The organism is Stenotrophomonas nematodicola, from assembly GCF_009467805.1.
GTDB classification, from domain to species: Bacteria; Pseudomonadota; Gammaproteobacteria; order Xanthomonadales; family Xanthomonadaceae; genus Stenotrophomonas; species Stenotrophomonas nematodicola.
Window position 1 is genome coordinate 63,635 of record NZ_WIAY01000009.1, and the last position, 17,869, is coordinate 81,503.

Sequence of the window (17,869 nt, forward strand, 5' to 3'; positions counted from 1 at the left end):
GGTCCGCATCTTGCGGCCTGCGGCCCTGCAGCGGCAAGCCGGGCCCTTGCGGCGCCACCATAGGAGGCCGCAGGTCATTGAAAAACAAGGAAAACGAACGGACACCGGCCGGGACCGGCGCGGTGCCCGTGCCCGACAGGGTCTAGTCGTGGGTCCAGGTCGCCCGGATGAAGTCGGCCATGTGCCCGTCCGACAGCCGTGCATATACGCCTGGATAGCCGGCCTGCGCGCAACCCACGCCCCAACTGACGGTCCCGAGAACCGTCCACCGGCCCTCGCGCTGCACCAGCAGCGGACCGCCCGAGTCGCCCTGACAGCTGTCGATGCCTTCTTCGCCAGCGCAGAGCACCTTGCCCGCCTGCAGGTTGGGATAGGCGTTGCGGCACTCACGGAACGGGACATAAGGCGTCTGCACGGTCTGCAGGACGGTCGGCGCGCCCGCCGGTCCTTCCAGGCCGGTGTCGCCCCAGCCGATCACGGTAAAGCGGCGACCACGGCGCAGGTAGCCGGTGTCACCGCCGAGCAGCGGCACCGCGAACTGGCCCTTGGCGATCGGGCGGCGCAGCTGGATCAGCGCGATGTCGTTGACCAGGGCTCTGCTGTCGTAGGCCGGGTGAACGTGGATGGCCTTGATGTTGGACACCCGCCGGCGCCCGGTGGTATCCAGCGTGGTCTTGCCGGCCAGCACCGCGTAGTCACGCGGCAGCGCATCTTCCACGCAGTGCGCGGCGGTCAGCACCCAGGACGGCGAGATCAGGGTGGCGCCACACCAGTGACGCGCGTGGTCGGACTCGCCCCGGGCAAGCTGCTGCAGGCTGACCATGAAGGGGTACTGCCCGGGCTCGGCATCGATGCCGCCGATGATCCTGGGGCTGTGTCCGTCCAGCGGCGGGGTGGCCAGCGCCGGGGCGGACACCGTGGCCATGACGACGAGAGCGGCCACGGCCGCGCGGTAACGCATGTGCATGCTGCAACTCCTTTGCAGTGATGAAGAAGCGGACGACACGGCCGGGAGGGCACGTGCCGGGATCGATTCGACGGCAAAGGCGGGAGACAGACTGGGCGACGCTTCTCACTTCGCTGTGGCCAGCGACCCGGCAGCGATTGATGGATTCACTTCTGCAACCGTGCGCAACACGACAACGAGACGCGGTTCCGGCACCAAAGAACGCGTCGGTGCCGGCACACGGAGCGCCGGCACTGTGCGGGGATCAGCGCAGGACCGAGGCGATTTCGGCCTGGATCGCCAGCGCGGCGGCGCGCGGGTCGGTCGCCTGGCGGATCGGCCGGCCCACCACGATGGCATCGGCGCCATCGGCGAACGCCTGGGCAACGCCTACAGTGCGCTTCTGGTCATCGCCCACCGGGCCACCCGGGCGGATGCCGGGGCAGACAATGGAGAAACCCGGCCCGGTAGCCGCGCGGATCGGTGCGGCTTCCTGGCCGGAGGCGATGACGCCGTCGATGCCGGCCGCCCGGGCGGCCAGCGCGCGCTCGACCACCACGTCCACCGGCGCCCGGTCGATGCCCATGCCACGCAGATCGTCCTGGCCCATCGAGGTCAGCACGGTCACCGCCAGCAGGCGCATGTCGCTGCCGTTGGCGGCGGCGCAGGCCTCCATCATCGCCGGGTGCCAGCCGTGGATGGTGGCGTAGCTCACCGGCCACTGCGACAGCCGCTTGATCACCGCGGCGGCGGTGGCGGGGATATCGAAGAACTTCAGGTCGACGAAGACGCGCTTGTCGCGCGTGGCGAGCGCATCAAGCACCTGGAAGTACTCGCCGGACGCCAGCAGTTCCATGCCGATCTTGTAGAACGACACGCTGTCGCCCAGCCGGTCCACCCACGCCAGCGCCTCATCGCGTCCCGGCACGTCCAGCGCGACGATCAGGCGTTCATCATCGCGCAGCGGCAGCGGTGCCCGGCTCACGGCGCGTAGTCCAGCGCAGCGCGCTTGGCATCGTGGCGGGCCTGGCGCGACTGGCTGTAATCGTTGTTGAACTGCGCCGGCTCGAAGCCGCCGTAGGTCGGGTTGGGCAGCATCCACCAGCGCTCGCCGAACCAGTCGTGGTACTGCTGCAGCAGTGCGTCGCGGCCATCGTTGGTGTTGGCGGTGACTTCGACGAAATCGCCCAGCTGGTCGCCGAACTGCATCAGCACGCGGTACTTCTGGCCGGCCAGGCGGCGGCGGCAGTTCTTTTCGCTGCCGGCCTGCTCGCAGCCTTCCACCACGGTGCCCAGGCCGAGGAAGACGCTGTCATCGGCCACCGGCAGGCCTTCGGCGCGCAGGTTGGCGAGGGTGGCGTCCTTGAGGTGAACCGCGCGGTTGGAGATGTACAGCAGGGTCACGCCGCGGGCGTTGGCGGCCTTGGCGAAATCGACCACGCCGGGGATCGCCTTGGCCTTCTTTTCGGCCACCCACTGGTCCCAGGTCATCTCGTCGTATTCCTTGCCGTCACGCACCAGGCGCGCCTGGTAGGGCGAGTTGTCCAGCACGGTCTCGTCCACGTCCAGCACCACCGCCGGCTTCAGGCCCTTGGCTTCGTTGCCGCGCTCTTCGGGCACCAGCGCATCCCAGTGGGCTTCCTTCAGCGCGGCATCCAGGCGGTCGGCGGCGGCGCGGTAGGTCTGCTCGGTGATCGCACGGTATTCCTGCGAACGCTGCATCCACAGCACCGCATTGAGATTGTCGTTGGCGGCCACGGCGGCATCGCCGCTAGCAGCCGGTGCATCGGCAGACGCGGCGACGGTCGGGGGTGCGGCATCAGCCGGGGCTTCGGTGCGCTTGCAGGCGGTCAGCGCCATCACGGCGCAGGCAAGCACGGACAGGGGAACAGCAGCAATACGACGCATCGGGGTCACCAGCAACAGAGTCGTGCCAGTTTACCGGCTTGGCCGGCGGCGTTCATGCCGGCGGCGGCGCTCGGCTATGCTGCACCCCCTTGAAACACCGTGGAGCCCCCCGTGACCGATGACGTCCAGACCCCTGCCCTGCCCGTGCTGAGCGCGGCCCAGGCCCGCACCCTGGGCTGCCTGATCGAGAAGGAGGCCACCACCCCGGACGCCTACCCGCTGACGGTCAATGCCGCCCAGTTGGCGGCCAACCAGAAGACCGCGCGGGAGCCGGTGATGGCCCTGTCGGCCGGGGATGTGCACCACGCGCTGCGCCAGCTGGAGACGCTGGGGCTGGCCCGCCAGCAGTTCTCCTCGCGTGCCGAGCGCTATGAACACCGTGCCGGCAGTGCGCTGGACCTGACCCGCCAGCAGCTGGCGGTCCTGGGCCTGTTGCTGCTGCGCGGTCCGCAGACGGTGAACGAGCTGCTGACCCGCAGCGAGCGCCTGTTCCAGTTCCAGGACGCCGACGAGCTGCGGCACCATGTGGAGCGCATGATCCAGCGCGGCCTGGCGGTCCAGCTGCCGCGCGCCAGCGGACAGCGCGAAGACCGCTACATGCACCTGCTGGCCGGCCCGGTGGACGTGGAGGCGTTGGCGGAGGCGTACAAGGCGGCGCCGACCAGTGGTGGCGGTGGCAGCGCCGCGCTGGATGCGCGCGTGCAGCAGCTGGAGGCCACTGTGGCCGAGCTGCAGGAGCAGCTGGCGGACCTGCGCGCGCAGTTGGGCGGCTGAAGAGCAGCCGGGCAGAGCCCGGCTCTACGGGGTGTCGGACAGCGCGGTCGGGGTGTCGGACAGCGCGGTCGGAGTGTCTGGCAGCGCGGTCGCGGTGTCGGGCAGCCCGCCCGACCCTGCCTCCGTGCCGGGCTCAGGCAGTCATGACGCCACCACCGCCGGGGCCCCTGGCGTGGCGAACAGCAGCACCACGTTGCCACCGTGCGGCGGCGGCAACAGCAGGTCGCCGCGATCTTCCATGCCCAGCTTGCGCAGCAGGGCGGCCGACCGCAGGTTGTCCGGCGACACGATGCCGTACAGATCGGCGTGGTGCAGCACATCGCGCGCGTAGTGCATCACCCCGCGCGCGGCCTCCAGCGCGTAGCCGTGGCCTTCGTACGGCGAGAGCAGCGCGTAGCCGATATCCGGCGCGGGCAGTCCATCGCGGCGTACCAGCCCGGCATTGCCCAACCATGCGCCGTCGCTGCGACGGATGATGGCGTACATGCCAAAGCCGTTGAGGGCATAGCTGCCCAGCACGCGCTCGGCGGTGTAGTCACGCGCCTGCGCCAGGGTACGCACGCCGCGGTCGGCGATGTTGCGGATGAACCCCGGTTCGTTGAGCAGGGCCAGCATGTCGGCCGCATCATGGTCGGGGTCGATCAGGCGCAGGTGCAGGCGGTCGGTCTGGATCACGGCGGACATGCGGGTCACTGCGGAGGAAGATGCCCCGATTGTGCAATGCGCGCCCCGAACACGGTAGCGCCGGCCCCTGGTCGGCTGCTGTTCGCCCCGGCCGGCGGCAGCCGACCAAGGGTCGGCGCTGCGCGACGCGCGTGGTCAGTCGAACAAGGCCTGGATCGCCGCCAGTCCTGCACTGGCGCGCTCTTTCTTGCGTTCGGCATCGGCGACCGGATCGGCACCGTCGCGCTGCATCTCCTCGGCCGGGATCTCCTCGAAGAACCGGCTGGGCTTGAGCCGCACGTGCTCGCCGAACTTGCGCGTGAGCTTGCTGTAGCTCATCCACAGCTGCACCTTGGCGCGGGTGATGCCCACGTAGAGCAGGCGACGCTCTTCCTGCAGGTTGCCCTCGTCGAGACTGACCTGGTGCGGCAGCACGCCGTCCTCGCAGCCAACGATGAAGACGTACGGAAATTCCAGGCCCTTGGACGCATGCAGGGTCATCATCCGCACCTGGTTGCCGCCATCGTCCTTGTCGTTGCGCGACAACAGCGCCAGCTGCGCGGCCAGGTCGGCGGTGGAAGCACCGCGCGGGCCGCCTTCGAACCACTGCGCCAGCTCTTCCAGGTTGGCCAGACGGCGCTGGTACACCGATTCTTCCTTGCAGGCGCTGCGCAGCTCGGAGACCAGCCCCGACTCCTTCACCAGCCGCCGCACCAGGTCGCCGGAACTGAGCTGCGGCATCTGCGCGCGCAGGTCGCGCAGGATGTCGGTGAAGCGGCTCAGGCCGTTGGCCGCGCGCGGCGGCAACTGCGACAGCGCGCCGATCGCCTCGGCCGCATGCGCCATCGGCAGGTCCTTCTCCGACGCCAGTTCGGCCAGCTTGGCCAGCGTGCCGGCACCCACTTCGCGCTTGGGCGACTGCACCGCGCGCATGAACGCCGTATCGTCGTCGGGGTTCACCAGCAGGCGCAGCCAGGACAGCGTGTCCTTGACCTCCTGGCGCTCCAGGAACGCGGTGCCGCCGGTGATGTGGTACGGCGCGCGCACCAGTTGCAGCGCCTTTTCCAGTGGCCGCGACTGGAAGTTGCCGCGGAACAGGATGCAGAAATCACTCCAGGGAATCTGCTTGGAGGTGGCCAGGTAGGATATCTCCGCCGCCACCTTCTCCGCTTCGTGCTCGCTGTTGCGGCACTCCCACACGCGGATGCGTTCGCCGTCGGCCTGGTCGCTCCACAGCTTCTTGAGGTGCTCGTGCGGGTTGTTGGCGATCAGCGCATTGGCCGCGCGCAGCACGCGGTTGGAGCAGCGGTAGTTCTGCTCCAGCTTGATGATCTCCAGCGCCGGGTAGTCGCGCGCCATCTGCTGCAGGTTTTCCGGATTGGCACCACGCCACGCGTAGATCGACTGGTCATCGTCGCCCACGCAGGTGAAGTTGCCCTTGCTGCCGGCCAGCTGCTTGAGCAGCCGGTACTGCGCATCGTTGGTGTCCTGGCATTCGTCCACCAGCAGGTAGCCGATGCGTTCGCGCCACGCCAGGGCGATCTCCGGGTTCTCTTCCAGCACCTGCACCGGCAGGCGGATCAGGTCGTCGAAGTCGACCGCGTTGAACGCGGAGAGGCGCAGCTGGTATCGCTCGTAGACGCTGGCCGCTTCCTTCTCGCGGTTGCTGCGCGCGGCCGCCATCGCCTGCTCCGGCGAAAGGCCGGCGTTCTTGGCGCGCGAGATCAGGTTCTTCACGTCTTCGATGTCATCCGGCTTGGCGCCGTACATCAGGTCCTTGACCTGCGAGGTGGCATCGTCGGCGTCGAAGATCGAGAAGCCGCGCTTGAGCCCGACCGAGGCATGCTCGATCTGCAGGAATTTCAGCCCCAGCGCGTGGAACGTGCAGATCGTCACCTCGTCGGCGTCTTCGCTGCGCAGGCGCTTGGCCACGCGTTCGCGCATTTCCTTGGCCGACTTGTTGGTGAAGGTGATGGCCGCGATGCGCCGCGCCGGATAGCGCTTGCTGGCGATCAGCTGGCCGATCTTCTCCACGATCACGCGCGTCTTGCCGCTGCCTGCGCCCGCGAGCACCAGCAGAGGACCTTCGCAGTGCAGGACTGCCGCGCGTTGGGGAGGATTGAGACCGTGCATGCCGACTCCGGGGGAGGGGCATTGTAGCGGGCCGCGCCGGTGCGGCGGCGGCCGGGGAGGATTGACCTGCGCGCGCGCCCTGCGCTATTGAGGGGGGATCATGTGAAGCAGGACACGGGGCGTCATGAGGGGATGCATTGCAGGGGGCCGGGCCGTGCTGCTGGGCGCGGTACTGTGCGGGCTGGTGGGTGCCGCCGCCGCTGCGGAGGCCGACGCGCCTGTCTTCGACCCGTGGGCCGCCGACGTGCTGGGCTCGGAGACGTTCCTGGCCTCGCACCCGGACATGCGCTATCGCAAACTGGGCAACGAAGCGATGCAGGGCGGGCGGCCCGAGCAGGCGCGGAGCTATTACCGGCGGGGTGCGCGCTACGCGGACAAGCTGTCGCAGGCGGCCCTGGCCGAGCTGCTGTGGAACGGCGTGGGCGGGCCGGCCGACCGCGCGGCCGCCTATGCCTGGATGGACCTGGCCGCCGAGCGCGGCGACCGCTTCCTGCTGGTGCATCGCGAACGCTACTGGGCCGCGCTGGACCCGGCCGAGCGCGACCGGGCACTGGTGGAAGGCCAGGCGCTGTACGACACCTACGGCGACGCCGTGGCCAAGCCACGCCAGGAGCGCGAGATGCGCCGCGGTCGCAATGAGGTGACGGGCAGCCGGCTGGGCTGGATCGGCGCGCTGAAGATGACCGTGCGCGGCGAGGACGGGCAGCAGCAGGCCATGCCGGTGGACCGCTTCCTGCAGGACCGCTACTGGGAGCCGGCGCAGTACTGGCACTGGCAGGCCCAGGCGATGGAGCAGATGCAGCGCGCCGGCACGGTGGAGGTGGGGCCGGCCACCGGTGTGTCACCGGCCGAGTGACGCCGGCGGCGGCACCGGCCATCTGCGGATAAAATGCGGCATGGCCAAGCTCTACTTCTACTATTCGGCGATGAACGCCGGCAAGACCACCACCCTGCTGCAGTCGGCGCACAACTACCGCGAGCGCGGCATGCGCGTGGCCATCCTGACCCCGCGCCTGGACGACCGCGCCGGGCGCGGCGTGGTGGCCTCGCGGATCGGGCTGAAGGCCGATGGTGTGGCCTTCGACCGCGATACCGACCTGCAGCGCCTGATCGCCGCGGACATCGCCGCAGGAGGACCGCTGGGCTGCGTGCTGGTCGATGAGGCCCAGTTCCTCACCCGCAGCCAGGTCTGGCAGTTGAGCGAAGTGGTCGATGAGCTGCGCATTCCGGTGCTGTGCTACGGCCTGCGCACCGACTTCCGCGGCGAACTGTTCGAGGGCAGCCAGTACCTGCTGGCCTGGGCCGACGAGATGCAGGAGATCAAGACCATCTGCCACAGCGGCAAGAAGGCGACGATGACCGTGCGCGTGGACGAACACGGCCATGCCGTGCAGGACGGCCCACAGGTGGAAATCGGCGGCAACGAACGCTACGTGTCGGTCAGCCGCGCCGAGTTCAAGAAGATCACCCGCGGCGAAGGCCGCATCGATCCGATGCAGGCCCCGCTCCCGCTGTGACGGTGGGGAGCCGGGCAGAGCCCGGCTCTACGTCAATAGAGCGTGCGTTCCGGTGCGCCCACCGGCGGCGGGCTGTACTGGTACAGCCAGGTTTCGGTCAGCGTACGGCCGCCGCTGCGCAGGTACAGGCGGATGTCGATCTGCTGGGTGCTGTCGTCCGGCGGCACCACGTCGAACATCGCACGGTAGCCCTTGATCTCGCGCAGCGGGCGCGCCGAGACGATCTCGGTGCGGCCACGGCTGACCTGCACCACCGCTTCCACCTCGGCCTTGTCGATCAGCGCAGCCAGCTCGCCACCTGCGAAGTCCACGGCGAAGCGCCAGGAGAAGTACTCGCGCTTCTTGCCGATCACGCCGCCCAGGCCGGTGCGGCTGTCCACGCAGTGCGCCATCGGCGGTCGTGCCGGCGGCTGCGCGCCCCAGTACAGCCGATAGCCCAGCAGCAGTTCCTGCCCTGGCTGCGGCTTGGCGTCGGGGTTCCAGAACGCCACGATGTTGTCGAAGGTTTCATCCACGGTGGGGATTTCCACCAGCTGCACCGAGCCCTTGCCCCATTGGCCCTTCGGCTCCACCCACAGGCACGGGCGCTTCTCGTAGAACACGCCGTCGTCCTGGTAATGGTCGAAGTTGCGGTCGCGCTGGAGCAGGCCGAAGCCGCGCGGATTGTTGTCCACGAACATGTTGAAGCGCAGCTGCGCCGGGTTGCACAGCGGGCGCCAGATCCACTCGCCGGCGCCGGTCCACATCGACAGGCCATCGGTATCGTGGATTTCCGGCCGCCAGTCCCAGGCCATGCGGCGGTCGTTCTCGCCCACCTGGTACATGCTGGTGCACGGGGCGATGCCCAGCCGCTCGATCGCCTTGCGCGGATACAGCGCGCAGTCGATGTCCATCAGCAGCACATCGCCGTTGGTGATGGCGAAGCGGTAGGCGCCGGCAACGCTTGGCGAATCCAGCAGCGCATACACCACCAGGGTGTTGGAGTCGGCGGCCGGCTGCTCCAGGTAATAGGCGATGAAGTCCGGGAATTCCTCCGGACGGCCCATGCCGGTGTCGATCGCCAGGCCGCGCGCCGACTGGCCGTACTGGCCTTCCCTGCCGACCGCGCGGAAGTAGCTGGCACCGAGGAACGCGGCGAAGTCGCGGTCGGTGTCCTGGCGGGTGTTGAGGCGGAACCCGGCAAAGCCGAGGTCGGGCGGCAGGTGGCTGCCCTTCAGGCCGCTCTTGCCGTAGTCGAACGCGGCCGGGTCGTAGGCCAGTTCCTGGGCGGTGCCATCCACCACGTCGTACATGCGCACCGGGGAATGGAAGTACAGCCCGAGGTGGAAGAACTTGGCCTGGTACCTGCCGGGCTGGTCGGCCCACAGGGCGTGGTCCTGGCGGTAGCGGATGGACTGGTACTGGTCCCAGTCCAGCGCTTCCAGCGGACCCGGCAGGGTGCGCTTGTGGCTCTGGTAGGCCGCCTGGGACAGCGCGCGCGCCTGGCCCTTGAGGGAGGCGAAGTCGAACGGCTGCGGCTTGCCGAGGCGGCGCAGGCCGACCTGGTTGCCCTGCGCGGCGCAGGCCGGCAGCGCGGGCAGGCCGGCGGCAGCCAGGGCCAGGGAAGCGGTGCGGATGAAGTCGCGTCGTTGCATGCAGGCAGCGATGGCAGGAAAGGGCCGGCCATCATAGGCAGGCGAACGTTAATTCGCCGAGGTGGACGCGGCGGAGCGTTCAGCCACGGCCAACGAGGGGCAGGCCTGCTGCGCCTGCGCCAGCTCGTGCGCCATCGCACCGCCCTGCGGCTGTTGCCGGCGTACGTCGGCCTGCAGCGCGGCCAGCGCCTGGCGGCCGCGCTGCGGCGCCTCGCCGCAGGACAGCAGCGCCAGCGATGCGCGTGCCCGCCAGCGCCGCTGCCGGGTATCGGGCTCCTCGCCCGGGAGCTGCGCAAGCGTTTCCAGCACGCGTCGCGCTTCCACGTCCTGCCCCATGCGCATCAGATTCCGCGCCCAGGCCAACTGCAGCTCCTGCTGCTGCGCCACTGCGACCGTGCCGGCCGGAGCAATGCGCCGCATCAGGCTGATCAGCCGCTCACCGGCCTGACGCGGGTCGCCCTGCGCGCCGATGATGCCGGCCATCGCCTGGTCGGCCTGCAGCACCAGGGGGTCCAGCTCGCCGCGCTGCGCGGCCTGCCACTGCCGCCCTTCATGCAGGGCCGCCAGCGCCTCCCGCCAGCGGCCGCTGGCGGCCAGCGCCGTGCCCTGGTCGTAGAGCCCCTGCGGCAGCAGGCGCACGCAGTCCGGCTGGCGCCAGATGGCCACGGCGTGAGCGAAGTCGACCTCGGCTGCGGCGCTGTCGCCGCGCTCCAGCGCCAGTTGCCCCATCGCGTGCCAGGTCAGGCCGGTATCGCGGTGCTGCTCGCCCAACGCCTGTCGGGTCAGCCGGTGGACCTGCTGCAGCGTCGCTTCGGCCTGGTCCAGGTCGCCGCGCTGCATTGCCACTACCGCGCGCAGGCGTCGGATCGACAGGGTTTCCGGATGATCCGGTCCGTACAGGTTGACCGCGGCCGCCCAAGCCAGGTGCAGGGTCCGCTCGGCGCCGTCCAGGTCGCCCTGCGCGGCCAGGGTTTCGCCGAGGTGACGGCGCAGGGTGATCAGCTGCGGGTGGCGCCCGCCGACGCGGGTCTGCAGCAGCTGCAGGGCCTGGCGGTAACCTGACAACGCGGCCTGCGCATGGCCTTCGTCGCTGTCCAGCGCCGCCAGGTCGGACAGACTGTCGGCGGTGGCCACCACATCGCGCAGCACATCGCGGCGCAGCGCCAGTGCCGTGGTGAAGGCGGCACGCGCCGGGGCGCGGTAGCCGAGCAGCTGCTGGCAGCGCCCGAGCTGGGCGTGGTATTCGGCCACCAGCGTCGGCATCTGCAGGCGCTGCTGGCTGGCCAGCGCCTGCATCGGCAACAGGTGGGCCACGCAATCGCGCGAGCGGCCGAGCATGCGCAGCGCGCGCCCGCGCTGGGTAACCGCCTCCAGCTGCAGCGCCGGCGGCACCTCCTTGACCTGCTCCAGCAGAGCACGCTGGCGATCCAGCGTCTGCAGGGCCAGCTGATAGTCGCCCAGGCCGATCCGCAGGCGGCCGATCACGCCCTCCAGGTCGGCCAGCGACAGCGGCTGGTCGGCCAGCTCCACTTCGCCGCGCTGCTGCCCGGTGGCCAGCAGCTGGCGCACATCGAAGCTGCCGTGGCGCACGCCGGCAGCGCGGTCGAACAGCCCCACGGTGAAATCCTGCATGGCCTGCGCGCGGGCGATCTCGCGGCGCGCCTGCTGCATCTGCCAGAGCGCCAGCACCGCCAGCGCGATCAAGGCGAGCACGCTGACCGTGCCCAGGCCGACGCCCCAGCGGTGGCGGCCGATGTACTTGCGCAGCCGGTACAGCGTGCCCTGCGGGCGGGCGTGGATCGGGCGACCCTCCAGAAACCGGCGCAGGTCCTGCGCCAACGCCTCGACCGAGGCATAGCGCTGGCCCGGCTCCTTCTGCAGCGCCTTGAGCAGCACCGTGTCCAGATCGCCCCGCACCCGCCGTGCCAGCCGCCGCAGCGCCGACCCGGCCGCGCCGCCCTCGCCGGCCCGGCGCAGCAGCAGGCTGGAGGCGCGCGGCGCACTGACCTCCATGATCGACCGCTCCCACTCGGCGTCGCTGTGCCGGCGCAGGCGATACGGCTTCTGCCCGGTGACCACCTCAAACAGCACGACGCCCAGCGAGTACACATCGGTCAGCGTAGTCACCGGCGCGCCGCGTACCTGCTCGGGCGCGGCGTAGTGCAGGGTGAACGCGCGCGCCTCGGTGGGCGGGTGCACCGGGGGCTCGCCCTCGTCGGCATCGAGCAGCTTGGCGATGCCGAAATCCAGCAGCTTCACCTCGCCCTCGGCGGTGACCAGAATGTTGGAGGGCTTGAGGTCGCGGTGCACGATCAGGTTGGCGTGCGCGTGGCTGACCACCGCGCACACCTGCAGCATCAGCTGCAGGCGGCGTTCCAGCGGCAACTGCAGGCGCTGGCAGTAGTCGGTGATCGGCTCGCCTTCGACATACGCCAGCGCCAGGTAGGGCTGTCCCTGCAGGTCCATGCCGGCGTCCAGCAGCTCGGCCAGGTGCGGGTGCTGCAGGCGGGCCAGGATGTCGCGTTCGCGGCTGAAACGCTGGCGCAGCCCGGGGTCGGCATAGCCGCTGCGCAGCAGCTTCAGCGCCACCTGGCGCTGGTACAGCCCGTCGGCGCGTTCGGCCAGCCACACCTCGCCCATGCCGCCCTGCCCGAGCGGGCGCAGCAGCCGGTAGGGCCCGACGAGGGTGCCGACACGGCTGTCCTCCGGCGCGGCGGTCCACAGCGGCTGGGCCATGAACTCCTCGCTCTCGCGCTCGTGCACCAGCAGCCGCGCCAGGTCATCGGCCAGGCTTGGATCCTCGGCGCGAAGCTGCGCCAGCCGCTGCGCACGCTGTGCGTCGGTCAGGTCCAGCAACGGATCCAGCAGCGACGACAGCCGCCGCCAGCGCGAAGCCTCCATCGATCCCCTCCCGCCTGCTGACTGCCTACCCGCGCCGCCACGCGGGGCCCGGATGCCGCTGTGCTAGTCCTCGCGGACCGAGGCCAGCAGGAACATCCGTGCCTTCTGCCAGTCGCGCCGGATGCTACGTTCGGACCGCTGGCAGAGCTCGGCGATTTCCTGCTCGGACAGGCCGGCGAAGTAGCGCAGCTCCACCACCCGCGCCAGGTGCCCATCCACCGCCTGCAGGCGCGCCAGCGCCACGTCCAGCGCCAGCAGGTCCTCGTCCAGGCGCACGCCGCTGCTGCTGTTTTCGGGAATCTCGGCAACGCGCTTGAGATCGCCGCCGCGCTTGCGCGCGAGCCGGTTGCGGGCGTAATCCACCACCACGCTGCGCATCGCCGAGGCAGCATAGGCGAAGAAGTGCGCGCGATCCTCGAAACGGGCGGCGCCGCGCGCGCCCAGCAGCTTGAGGTAGGACTCATGCACCAGCGAGGTGGCGTCCAGGGTGCGGTTCTGCTGCCCGGCCAGCTGCCGCCGCGCCATGCTGTGCAGCTCCTGGTACAGCAGGGTCAGGACCCGGTCCAGCGCGGCGCGGTCGCCCGCGCGGGCCGAGTCGAGCCATACGGTGATATCCGCGCTTTCGTTCATCGCACACCCCCGCCGGTGACGTTGGCCGGACTATAGCGCCCCGGGAGAGACGGCCGCGAGACGATGCGGCGATGGCCGGCTCAGCGTTGGCAGTGCCCGCACCAGACGCTGGCGCGCTGGCCGATGGTGGCGTGGCGCAGCGGCCGCCCGCACTGGCGGCAGGGTTGGCCGTCACGGCCGTAGACCAGCAGCTCCTGCTCGAAGTAGCCCGGGGCGCCGTCGGGGTTGATGAAGTCGCGCAGGGTGGTGCCGCCGCGGGTGATCGCGTGGCCGAGGATCTGCTTCACCGCCGTGGCCAGGCGCTGGTACCGCTCGCGGGAGATGCGCCCGGCCTCGCGCAGCGGGTTGATGCCGGCCATGAACAGGCTCTCGGCGGCGTAGATGTTGCCCACCCCCACCACGATGCCCTGGTCCATCAGGAAGGTCTTCACCGAGGCGCTGCGGCCACGGCTGCGCTGGAACAGGTAGTCGCCGTTGAATTCGTCGTCCAGCGGCTCCGGGCCCAGCCCGGCCAGCAGTTCATGGGTCTCACCGGCCGGCTGCCAGAGCAGGCTGCCGAACCGGCGCGGGTCGTTGAAGCGCAGCAGGCGGCCGTTGTCCAGGCTGATGTCCACGTGGTCGTGGGCCCGCACCGGGGTATCGCCGGGCAGCACGCGCAGGCTGCCGGACATGCCCAGGTGCAGCAGCGCGCTGCCGATGGCCGTGTCCAGCAGCAGGTACTTGGCGCGGCGGCGGACGCCGTCGATGGCCTGGCCCGGCAGCAGCGCGGCGATCTCCGCCGGGATCGGCCAGCGCAGGTCCGGCCGGCGCAGGATCACGCCGTGCACGCGGCGGCCTTCCAGGTGCGGCGCCAGGCCGCGACGGGTGGTTTCGACTTCGGGAAGCTCGGGCATGCGCAGATTCTAGCGAGCCCCCGCCCGCTGCGGACGGGCTGGTTCAGCGCGGCGGCGCGGCCAGTTCCTTGGCGCTCAGGTACCCGTCGCCGTTGGCGTCCTGCCTGTGGAAGCGCTCGATCAACGTCTGGCGCTGCTGTTCGCGGGTGATCGGGCTGCCCTTGCCGCCCGGCAGCTCATCGCGGGTCAGCACGCCATCGCCGTTGCGGTCCATGCGGTCGAACGCATACAGCATCCACTGCACGTACTCTTCCACGCCGACCTTGCCGTCGCCATCGCTGTCCATGCGCTGCAGGTAGCTGCCGGTGTCGGACACCTGGGCCTGGGCGGCCGCGCTGGCGAGCAGCAGCAGCCACGAAAAACGCCGCACGGGGCGGCGTTTTTCGGCTGACGGGTGAACACGGTGCACGGTTCAGTGCGCCGTCAGTGCGTAGCCCTTCAGGCGCGCGGCATAGTTCTGCAGCGCGGCGATGCCACTGGCCTCGGCCTCGTGGCACCAGGCCTGCAGCAGCTTCAGACGCTCGGCCGCGTCGTTGCCACGCGCTTCCAGCAAGGCCGCCAGACGGGCGCGGTGCTCGACCAGCACGCGGATGCGCGGACGCTGATCGACCCAGGTGCTGAGCTGGGCACGGCAATCGGGCTTGAGCCAGCGACCGTCGTTGACCAGCCCACGGCGCATGCGGCGCGGCAGCAGCTTGCGCAGCTTGGCGCCGGCCATCGCGGCCTCCTCGCGCAGCGCCGGCACGAATACGTTGCGCTGGTAGTCGGTCATCGCCTGGAAGCGGTGCGACAGCAGCGCCTTGAGGGTTTCCGCATCCGGCACGGCGATGTTCGGACGTACGTCCATGCTAGGCGCCACACGCAGCACCTTGGCCAGGCGCAGCGCCTGCAGGCCGCGGATGGCGGCCCAGCCGATGTCGAACTCCCAACGGCGCATCGAGAAGCGGGCCGAGCTGGGGAAGGCGTGGTGGTTGTTGTGCAGCTCTTCACCGCCGATCCAGAACGCCCACGGCGTCAGGTTGGTGGAGGTGTCGGCCGACTCGAAGTTGCGGTAGCCCCACCAGTGGCCCAGGCCATTGACCACACCGGCGGCCCAGAACGGGATCCAGGCCATCTGGATCGCCCACAGCGCCACGCCGGGCAGGCCGAACAGCACGCTGTTGATGACCAGCAGCGCGACCGGCCCCACGTTGGCGTGCGGGGTGTACAGGTGGCGCTCGATCCAGTCGTCGGGCGCGCCGCGACCGTACTGCTCGATGTCCGCGCGCATGCCGCGGGCCTCGCGGTACAGCTCCACGCCGCGCCAGAACACCTTGCCGATGCCCTTGGTCACCGGGCTGTGCGGGTCTTCATCGGTTTCCACCTTGGCGTGGTGCTTGCGATGGATCGCCACCCACTCCTTGGTGATCATCGAGGTGGTCAGCCATGTCCAGAAACGGAAGAAGTGGGCGATGACCGGATGGAAGTCCACGCCGCGGTGGGCCTGGCTGCGATGCAGGTACAAGGTGACGGCGAAGATGGTCAGCTGGGTGAACACCAGCAGCACCAGCGCCATGCCCCACCAGCCAAGGCCGACAACACCGCCGGTCAGGAAGTTGAGGAGCGTATCGAACATCGCAGGACTCCGGGCCGCAGCGGCCAGCAAGGAAACGGGTACACCTCCGGACATGATGGGGCCTGACGTTGCAAACTTCATCCATCCGGTGCGATTTTTACGGCGTCATTCAGTTCAAACCCTCCTTCGTGAGCATGCCCCCGCATTCATGACAGTTGCCGCCTCTTCCCCCTCCCCGTTGTCCACCACCCCGCTGATCGAACTGGACCGCGCCTGCGTGATCCGGGGCCAGGTGCGGGTGCTGCACGAGCTCAGCCTTCGCATTGCCCAAGGCCAGCACACCGCGCTGCTCGGCCCCAATGGCTGCGGCAAGTCGTCCTTCATCAAGCTGATCACCCGCGAGCTGTACCCGCTGGCCCACGGCGACGGGACGGTGGCCGTACGCGTGCTGGGGCAGAACCGCTGGCAGGTGGACCGGCTGCGCTCACAGCTGGGCATCGTTACCGGCGACCTCAGCAGCTCGCTGGCCGACATGCCCGGGCTGACCGTCGAAGAGGCCGTGCTGTCGGGGTTTTTCGCCAGCTTCGTGGTGCCGGCCTTCCGTGAAATCACCGAGGACATGCGCGCGCGGGTGCGTGAAACGCTGACCATGACCGCCGCCCTGCCCCTGCTGCAGCGCCGCTATGCCGAGCTGTCCGCCGGCGAGACGCGGCGGGTGCTGATCGCCCGTGCGCTGGTCAACCGCCCGCAGGCGCTGCTGCTGGACGAACCGTCCACCGGCCTGGACCTGGTGGCGCGCCAGCACCTGATCGCCACCATGCGGGCGCTGGCTGTCCAGGGCATCACCCTGGTGCTGGTCACCCACCACATCGAAGAGGTGATTCCGGAGATCGAGCGGGTGGTACTGCTGCGCGCCGGCAGGATCGTCGCCGACGGCAGCCGCGCCGCGCTGCTGCGCGATGCACCGCTGTCGGAGGTGTTCGGCGGCCCGATCCAGGTAGTGGAGCAGGACGGGCGGTTGAGCGCGTTCGCCGGCTGACCCGGCACCCGCGGGAGGCGCCCACAAGGGGGCGGGGCCCTTGCCCCGCCCCGCCGTCCTCAGAACGTCAACGCCCGCGCCCGCGATTCGATCGGGGCCATGCGGCTCTGGTCCTGCAGCTGCAGATCACGCAGCTCGAACGGCGCCGCATAGCCACGCGGCAGGGCCACACTGGCGAACGGCAACCGCAGCTCGGCAGTGCCCGGTGCGTCGAACCAGGCCGCGCTGTGCGCCTGCGCCACCGGCCGCAGCTGCCCATCCGGGCCGGTGGCATACAGCGTCCCGCGCGCCTCATAGCGCCCCGGCGCGCCGATCTGCAGCGGCAGGCGCACGGCGCGGGCCGTCGGGTCCGCCTCGGCCTGGCCGCTGAAACGCGCGGTCGGCTGCGCGACGGCGAAGGCGACCTTGGCATCGCGCTGCACGCCCCTGGCGCCGACGAAGGCCTGCAGCTCCCACAGGCCCTGGACCGTGCCGACCTCCTGCGGGATCGTCACCTGCGCCTGCAGGCCGTCCCTGCCGGCCACCAGCGGTACCGGCCAGCTGCGTCCATCCGGTGCCACCAGCAGCGCCTCGCCCGCAGCCGGCAGGGCCCGCGTGGTGGAGCGCCCCGCCGCCAGCGCGGTGCTGCCGCCGTCGTCCTGCAGGCGTGCGCTGACCACCACGCGGCCACCGGCCAGCACCTGCTGGCGGTCGGCCTGCAGGCGCAGCGCAATCGCGCTGTTGGGTTCCAGCACCTGCACCACGTAGCGCCCCTGCGCCTGCGTGCTCTGCAGTCGGTAGGTGCCCACTGCGGCGCTGCCGCCGGTACGCACCATCGCCGTGCCGGTGCCGGCGGGCATGCCGGTGGCGCGCAGCTGCCCGGCATCCACGATACGGTCCACGGCCAGCGCACCGGTCGGGTCGCGCACCTCCCACTGCTCGGGTCGCAGGACCCGTGCGCCCTGCACCGGACTCACCTGGATCACCGCATCCGGTGCGGTCAACGGCAGCGCCACGCCCCGCTGCAACGCGGCGGCGTCCACGGTTTCCCAGTAGCTGCGGCTGAGCGCGGCCTGCGGCGCCGGCGCTGTGAGCGGCTGGGTCGGGTCCAGTGCCCAGGCGAAGCTCAGCGGTGCGCGTTCACCCGCCTCGTCAGGCAGCGCGGCGCGTTCCACGCGCGGGGCCACCTGGTCGCTGCTGCGCGCCGGCAGCAGCGGTTGTGCGGCCTGCAGCGGCGCGGCCAGTACGGCGGCGGCCACGGCCACCACGATCGTCAGTCTTGCAGTCATCGTGTGCT

At 70.3% G+C, this 17,869-nt stretch carries 16 protein-coding genes; 4 read left to right on the forward strand and 12 right to left on the reverse strand.

Annotated elements, in window-relative coordinates:
- Positions 1-142: 142 nt before the first annotated feature.
- The 3 genes from GDJ08_RS18740 to GDJ08_RS18750 all read right to left on the reverse strand — a co-directional run bounded on the left by GDJ08_RS18740 (position 143) and on the right by GDJ08_RS18750 (position 2,854).
- Positions 143-967 (reverse strand): S1 family peptidase, encoded by an 825-nt coding sequence (locus tag GDJ08_RS18740; RefSeq protein WP_229296579.1) that lies wholly within the window; start codon positions 965-967, stop codon positions 143-145.
- A 244-nt stretch (positions 968-1,211) separates the two neighbouring features.
- The gene (pyrF, locus tag GDJ08_RS18745; RefSeq protein ID WP_017355299.1) at positions 1,212-1,931 is read right to left on the reverse strand and encodes an orotidine-5'-phosphate decarboxylase; all 720 of its coding nucleotides are present in this window, start codon (positions 1,929-1,931) and stop codon (positions 1,212-1,214) included.
- Complete coding sequence (locus GDJ08_RS18750) at positions 1,928-2,854, reverse strand: 5'-nucleotidase, lipoprotein e(P4) family (protein ID WP_026070654.1); 927 nt, start codon at positions 2,852-2,854, stop codon at positions 1,928-1,930. The genes pyrF and GDJ08_RS18750 overlap by 4 nt, the downstream gene beginning before the upstream one ends.
- Before the next feature lie 111 nt (positions 2,855-2,965).
- Between GDJ08_RS18750 and GDJ08_RS18755 the strand changes: the two genes are divergently transcribed.
- Positions 2,966-3,628, forward strand: coding sequence for a YceH family protein (locus tag GDJ08_RS18755; RefSeq protein ID WP_017355297.1), 663 nt, complete (start codon positions 2,966-2,968; stop codon positions 3,626-3,628).
- A 141-nt stretch (positions 3,629-3,769) separates the two neighbouring features.
- Here GDJ08_RS18755 and GDJ08_RS18760 read toward each other — a convergent pair whose 3' ends face one another.
- Together GDJ08_RS18760 and GDJ08_RS18765 are read right to left on the reverse strand one after the other, a co-directional pair.
- On the reverse strand, positions 3,770-4,312 hold the full coding sequence (locus tag GDJ08_RS18760; RefSeq protein ID WP_017355296.1) for a GNAT family N-acetyltransferase: 543 nt from the start codon (positions 4,310-4,312) through the stop codon (positions 3,770-3,772).
- 135 nt (positions 4,313-4,447) lie between these two features.
- Entirely contained in the window at positions 4,448-6,424 is a 1,977-nt protein-coding gene (locus GDJ08_RS18765) for a UvrD-helicase domain-containing protein (RefSeq protein ID WP_017355295.1), read from the reverse strand.
- 124 nt (positions 6,425-6,548) lie between these two features.
- Between GDJ08_RS18765 and GDJ08_RS18770 the strand changes: the two genes are divergently transcribed.
- Both GDJ08_RS18770 and GDJ08_RS18775 read left to right on the forward strand, forming a co-directional pair.
- On the forward strand, positions 6,549-7,280 hold the full coding sequence (locus GDJ08_RS18770; RefSeq protein ID WP_229296580.1) for an SEL1-like repeat protein: 732 nt from the start codon (positions 6,549-6,551) through the stop codon (positions 7,278-7,280).
- Positions 7,281-7,320: 40 nt separating this feature from the next.
- Positions 7,321-7,941, forward strand: coding sequence for a thymidine kinase (locus GDJ08_RS18775; RefSeq protein WP_017355293.1), 621 nt, complete (start codon positions 7,321-7,323; stop codon positions 7,939-7,941).
- Positions 7,942-7,973: 32 nt separating this feature from the next.
- On the opposite strand, the gene GDJ08_RS18780 is transcribed toward GDJ08_RS18775, so the two are convergent.
- From GDJ08_RS18780 to GDJ08_RS18805, 6 genes are all read right to left on the reverse strand, one after another.
- Entirely contained in the window at positions 7,974-9,575 is a 1,602-nt protein-coding gene (locus GDJ08_RS18780) for an OpgD/OpgG family glucan biosynthesis protein (protein WP_136005714.1), read from the reverse strand.
- Between the two features lie 48 nt (positions 9,576-9,623).
- Complete coding sequence (locus tag GDJ08_RS18785) at positions 9,624-12,476, reverse strand: serine/threonine-protein kinase (protein ID WP_153165473.1); 2,853 nt, start codon at positions 12,474-12,476, stop codon at positions 9,624-9,626.
- A 63-nt stretch (positions 12,477-12,539) separates the two neighbouring features.
- Positions 12,540-13,106, reverse strand: coding sequence for an ECF-type sigma factor (locus GDJ08_RS18790; protein WP_017357607.1), 567 nt, complete (start codon positions 13,104-13,106; stop codon positions 12,540-12,542).
- A gap of 80 nt (positions 13,107-13,186) precedes the next feature.
- Positions 13,187-13,999: a bifunctional DNA-formamidopyrimidine glycosylase/DNA-(apurinic or apyrimidinic site) lyase gene (mutM, locus tag GDJ08_RS18795; RefSeq protein ID WP_017357606.1), complete on the reverse strand. Its 813-nt coding sequence runs from the start codon at positions 13,997-13,999 to the stop codon at positions 13,187-13,189.
- A gap of 43 nt (positions 14,000-14,042) precedes the next feature.
- A complete protein-coding gene (locus GDJ08_RS18800; protein WP_017357605.1) occupies positions 14,043-14,369 on the reverse strand; it encodes an EF-hand domain-containing protein in 327 nt (108 codons plus the stop codon).
- A 42-nt stretch (positions 14,370-14,411) separates the two neighbouring features.
- Positions 14,412-15,614, reverse strand: a complete 1,203-nt coding sequence (locus GDJ08_RS18805) for a DesA family fatty acid desaturase (protein WP_153165474.1) — start codon at positions 15,612-15,614, stop codon at positions 14,412-14,414.
- 148 nt (positions 15,615-15,762) lie between these two features.
- Here GDJ08_RS18805 and GDJ08_RS18810 point away from each other — a divergent pair, with 148 nt between their 5' ends.
- Positions 15,763-16,593 carry an ABC transporter ATP-binding protein gene (locus tag GDJ08_RS18810; RefSeq protein ID WP_153165475.1) on the forward strand — a complete coding sequence of 277 codons (831 nt, stop codon included), beginning with the start codon at positions 15,763-15,765 and terminating at the stop codon, positions 16,591-16,593.
- A gap of 59 nt (positions 16,594-16,652) precedes the next feature.
- Here GDJ08_RS18810 and GDJ08_RS18815 read toward each other — a convergent pair whose 3' ends face one another.
- On the reverse strand, positions 16,653-17,861 hold the full coding sequence (locus tag GDJ08_RS18815) for a DUF4785 domain-containing protein (RefSeq protein WP_153165476.1): 1,209 nt from the start codon (positions 17,859-17,861) through the stop codon (positions 16,653-16,655).
- Positions 17,862-17,869 lie beyond the last annotated feature (8 nt).

Coding starts and splice junctions, on each gene's coding strand:
- GDJ08_RS18740 (WP_229296579.1), bottom strand. CDS start 967: ATGCACATGCGTTACCGCGCGGCCGTGGCCGCTCTCGTCGTCATGGCC.
- GDJ08_RS18750 (WP_026070654.1), bottom strand. CDS start 2,854: ATGCGTCGTATTGCTGCTGTTCCCCTGTCCGTGCTTGCCTGCGCCGTG.
- GDJ08_RS18760 (WP_017355296.1), bottom strand. CDS start 4,312: ATGTCCGCCGTGATCCAGACCGACCGCCTGCACCTGCGCCTGATCGAC.
- GDJ08_RS18765 (WP_017355295.1), bottom strand. CDS start 6,424: ATGCACGGTCTCAATCCTCCCCAACGCGCGGCAGTCCTGCACTGCGAA.
- GDJ08_RS18770 (WP_229296580.1), top strand. CDS start 6,549: ATGAGGGGATGCATTGCAGGGGGCCGGGCCGTGCTGCTGGGCGCGGTA.
- GDJ08_RS18775 (WP_017355293.1), top strand. CDS start 7,321: ATGGCCAAGCTCTACTTCTACTATTCGGCGATGAACGCCGGCAAGACC.
- GDJ08_RS18780 (WP_136005714.1), bottom strand. CDS start 9,575: ATGCAACGACGCGACTTCATCCGCACCGCTTCCCTGGCCCTGGCTGCC.
- GDJ08_RS18785 (WP_153165473.1), bottom strand. CDS start 12,476: ATGGAGGCTTCGCGCTGGCGGCGGCTGTCGTCGCTGCTGGATCCGTTG.
- GDJ08_RS18790 (WP_017357607.1), bottom strand. CDS start 13,106: ATGAACGAAAGCGCGGATATCACCGTATGGCTCGACTCGGCCCGCGCG.
- mutM (WP_017357606.1), bottom strand. CDS start 13,999: ATGCCCGAGCTTCCCGAAGTCGAAACCACCCGTCGCGGCCTGGCGCCG.
- GDJ08_RS18805 (WP_153165474.1), bottom strand. CDS start 15,614: ATGTTCGATACGCTCCTCAACTTCCTGACCGGCGGTGTTGTCGGCCTT.
- GDJ08_RS18810 (WP_153165475.1), top strand. CDS start 15,763: ATGACAGTTGCCGCCTCTTCCCCCTCCCCGTTGTCCACCACCCCGCTG.
- GDJ08_RS18815 (WP_153165476.1), bottom strand. CDS start 17,861: ATGACTGCAAGACTGACGATCGTGGTGGCCGTGGCCGCCGCCGTACTG.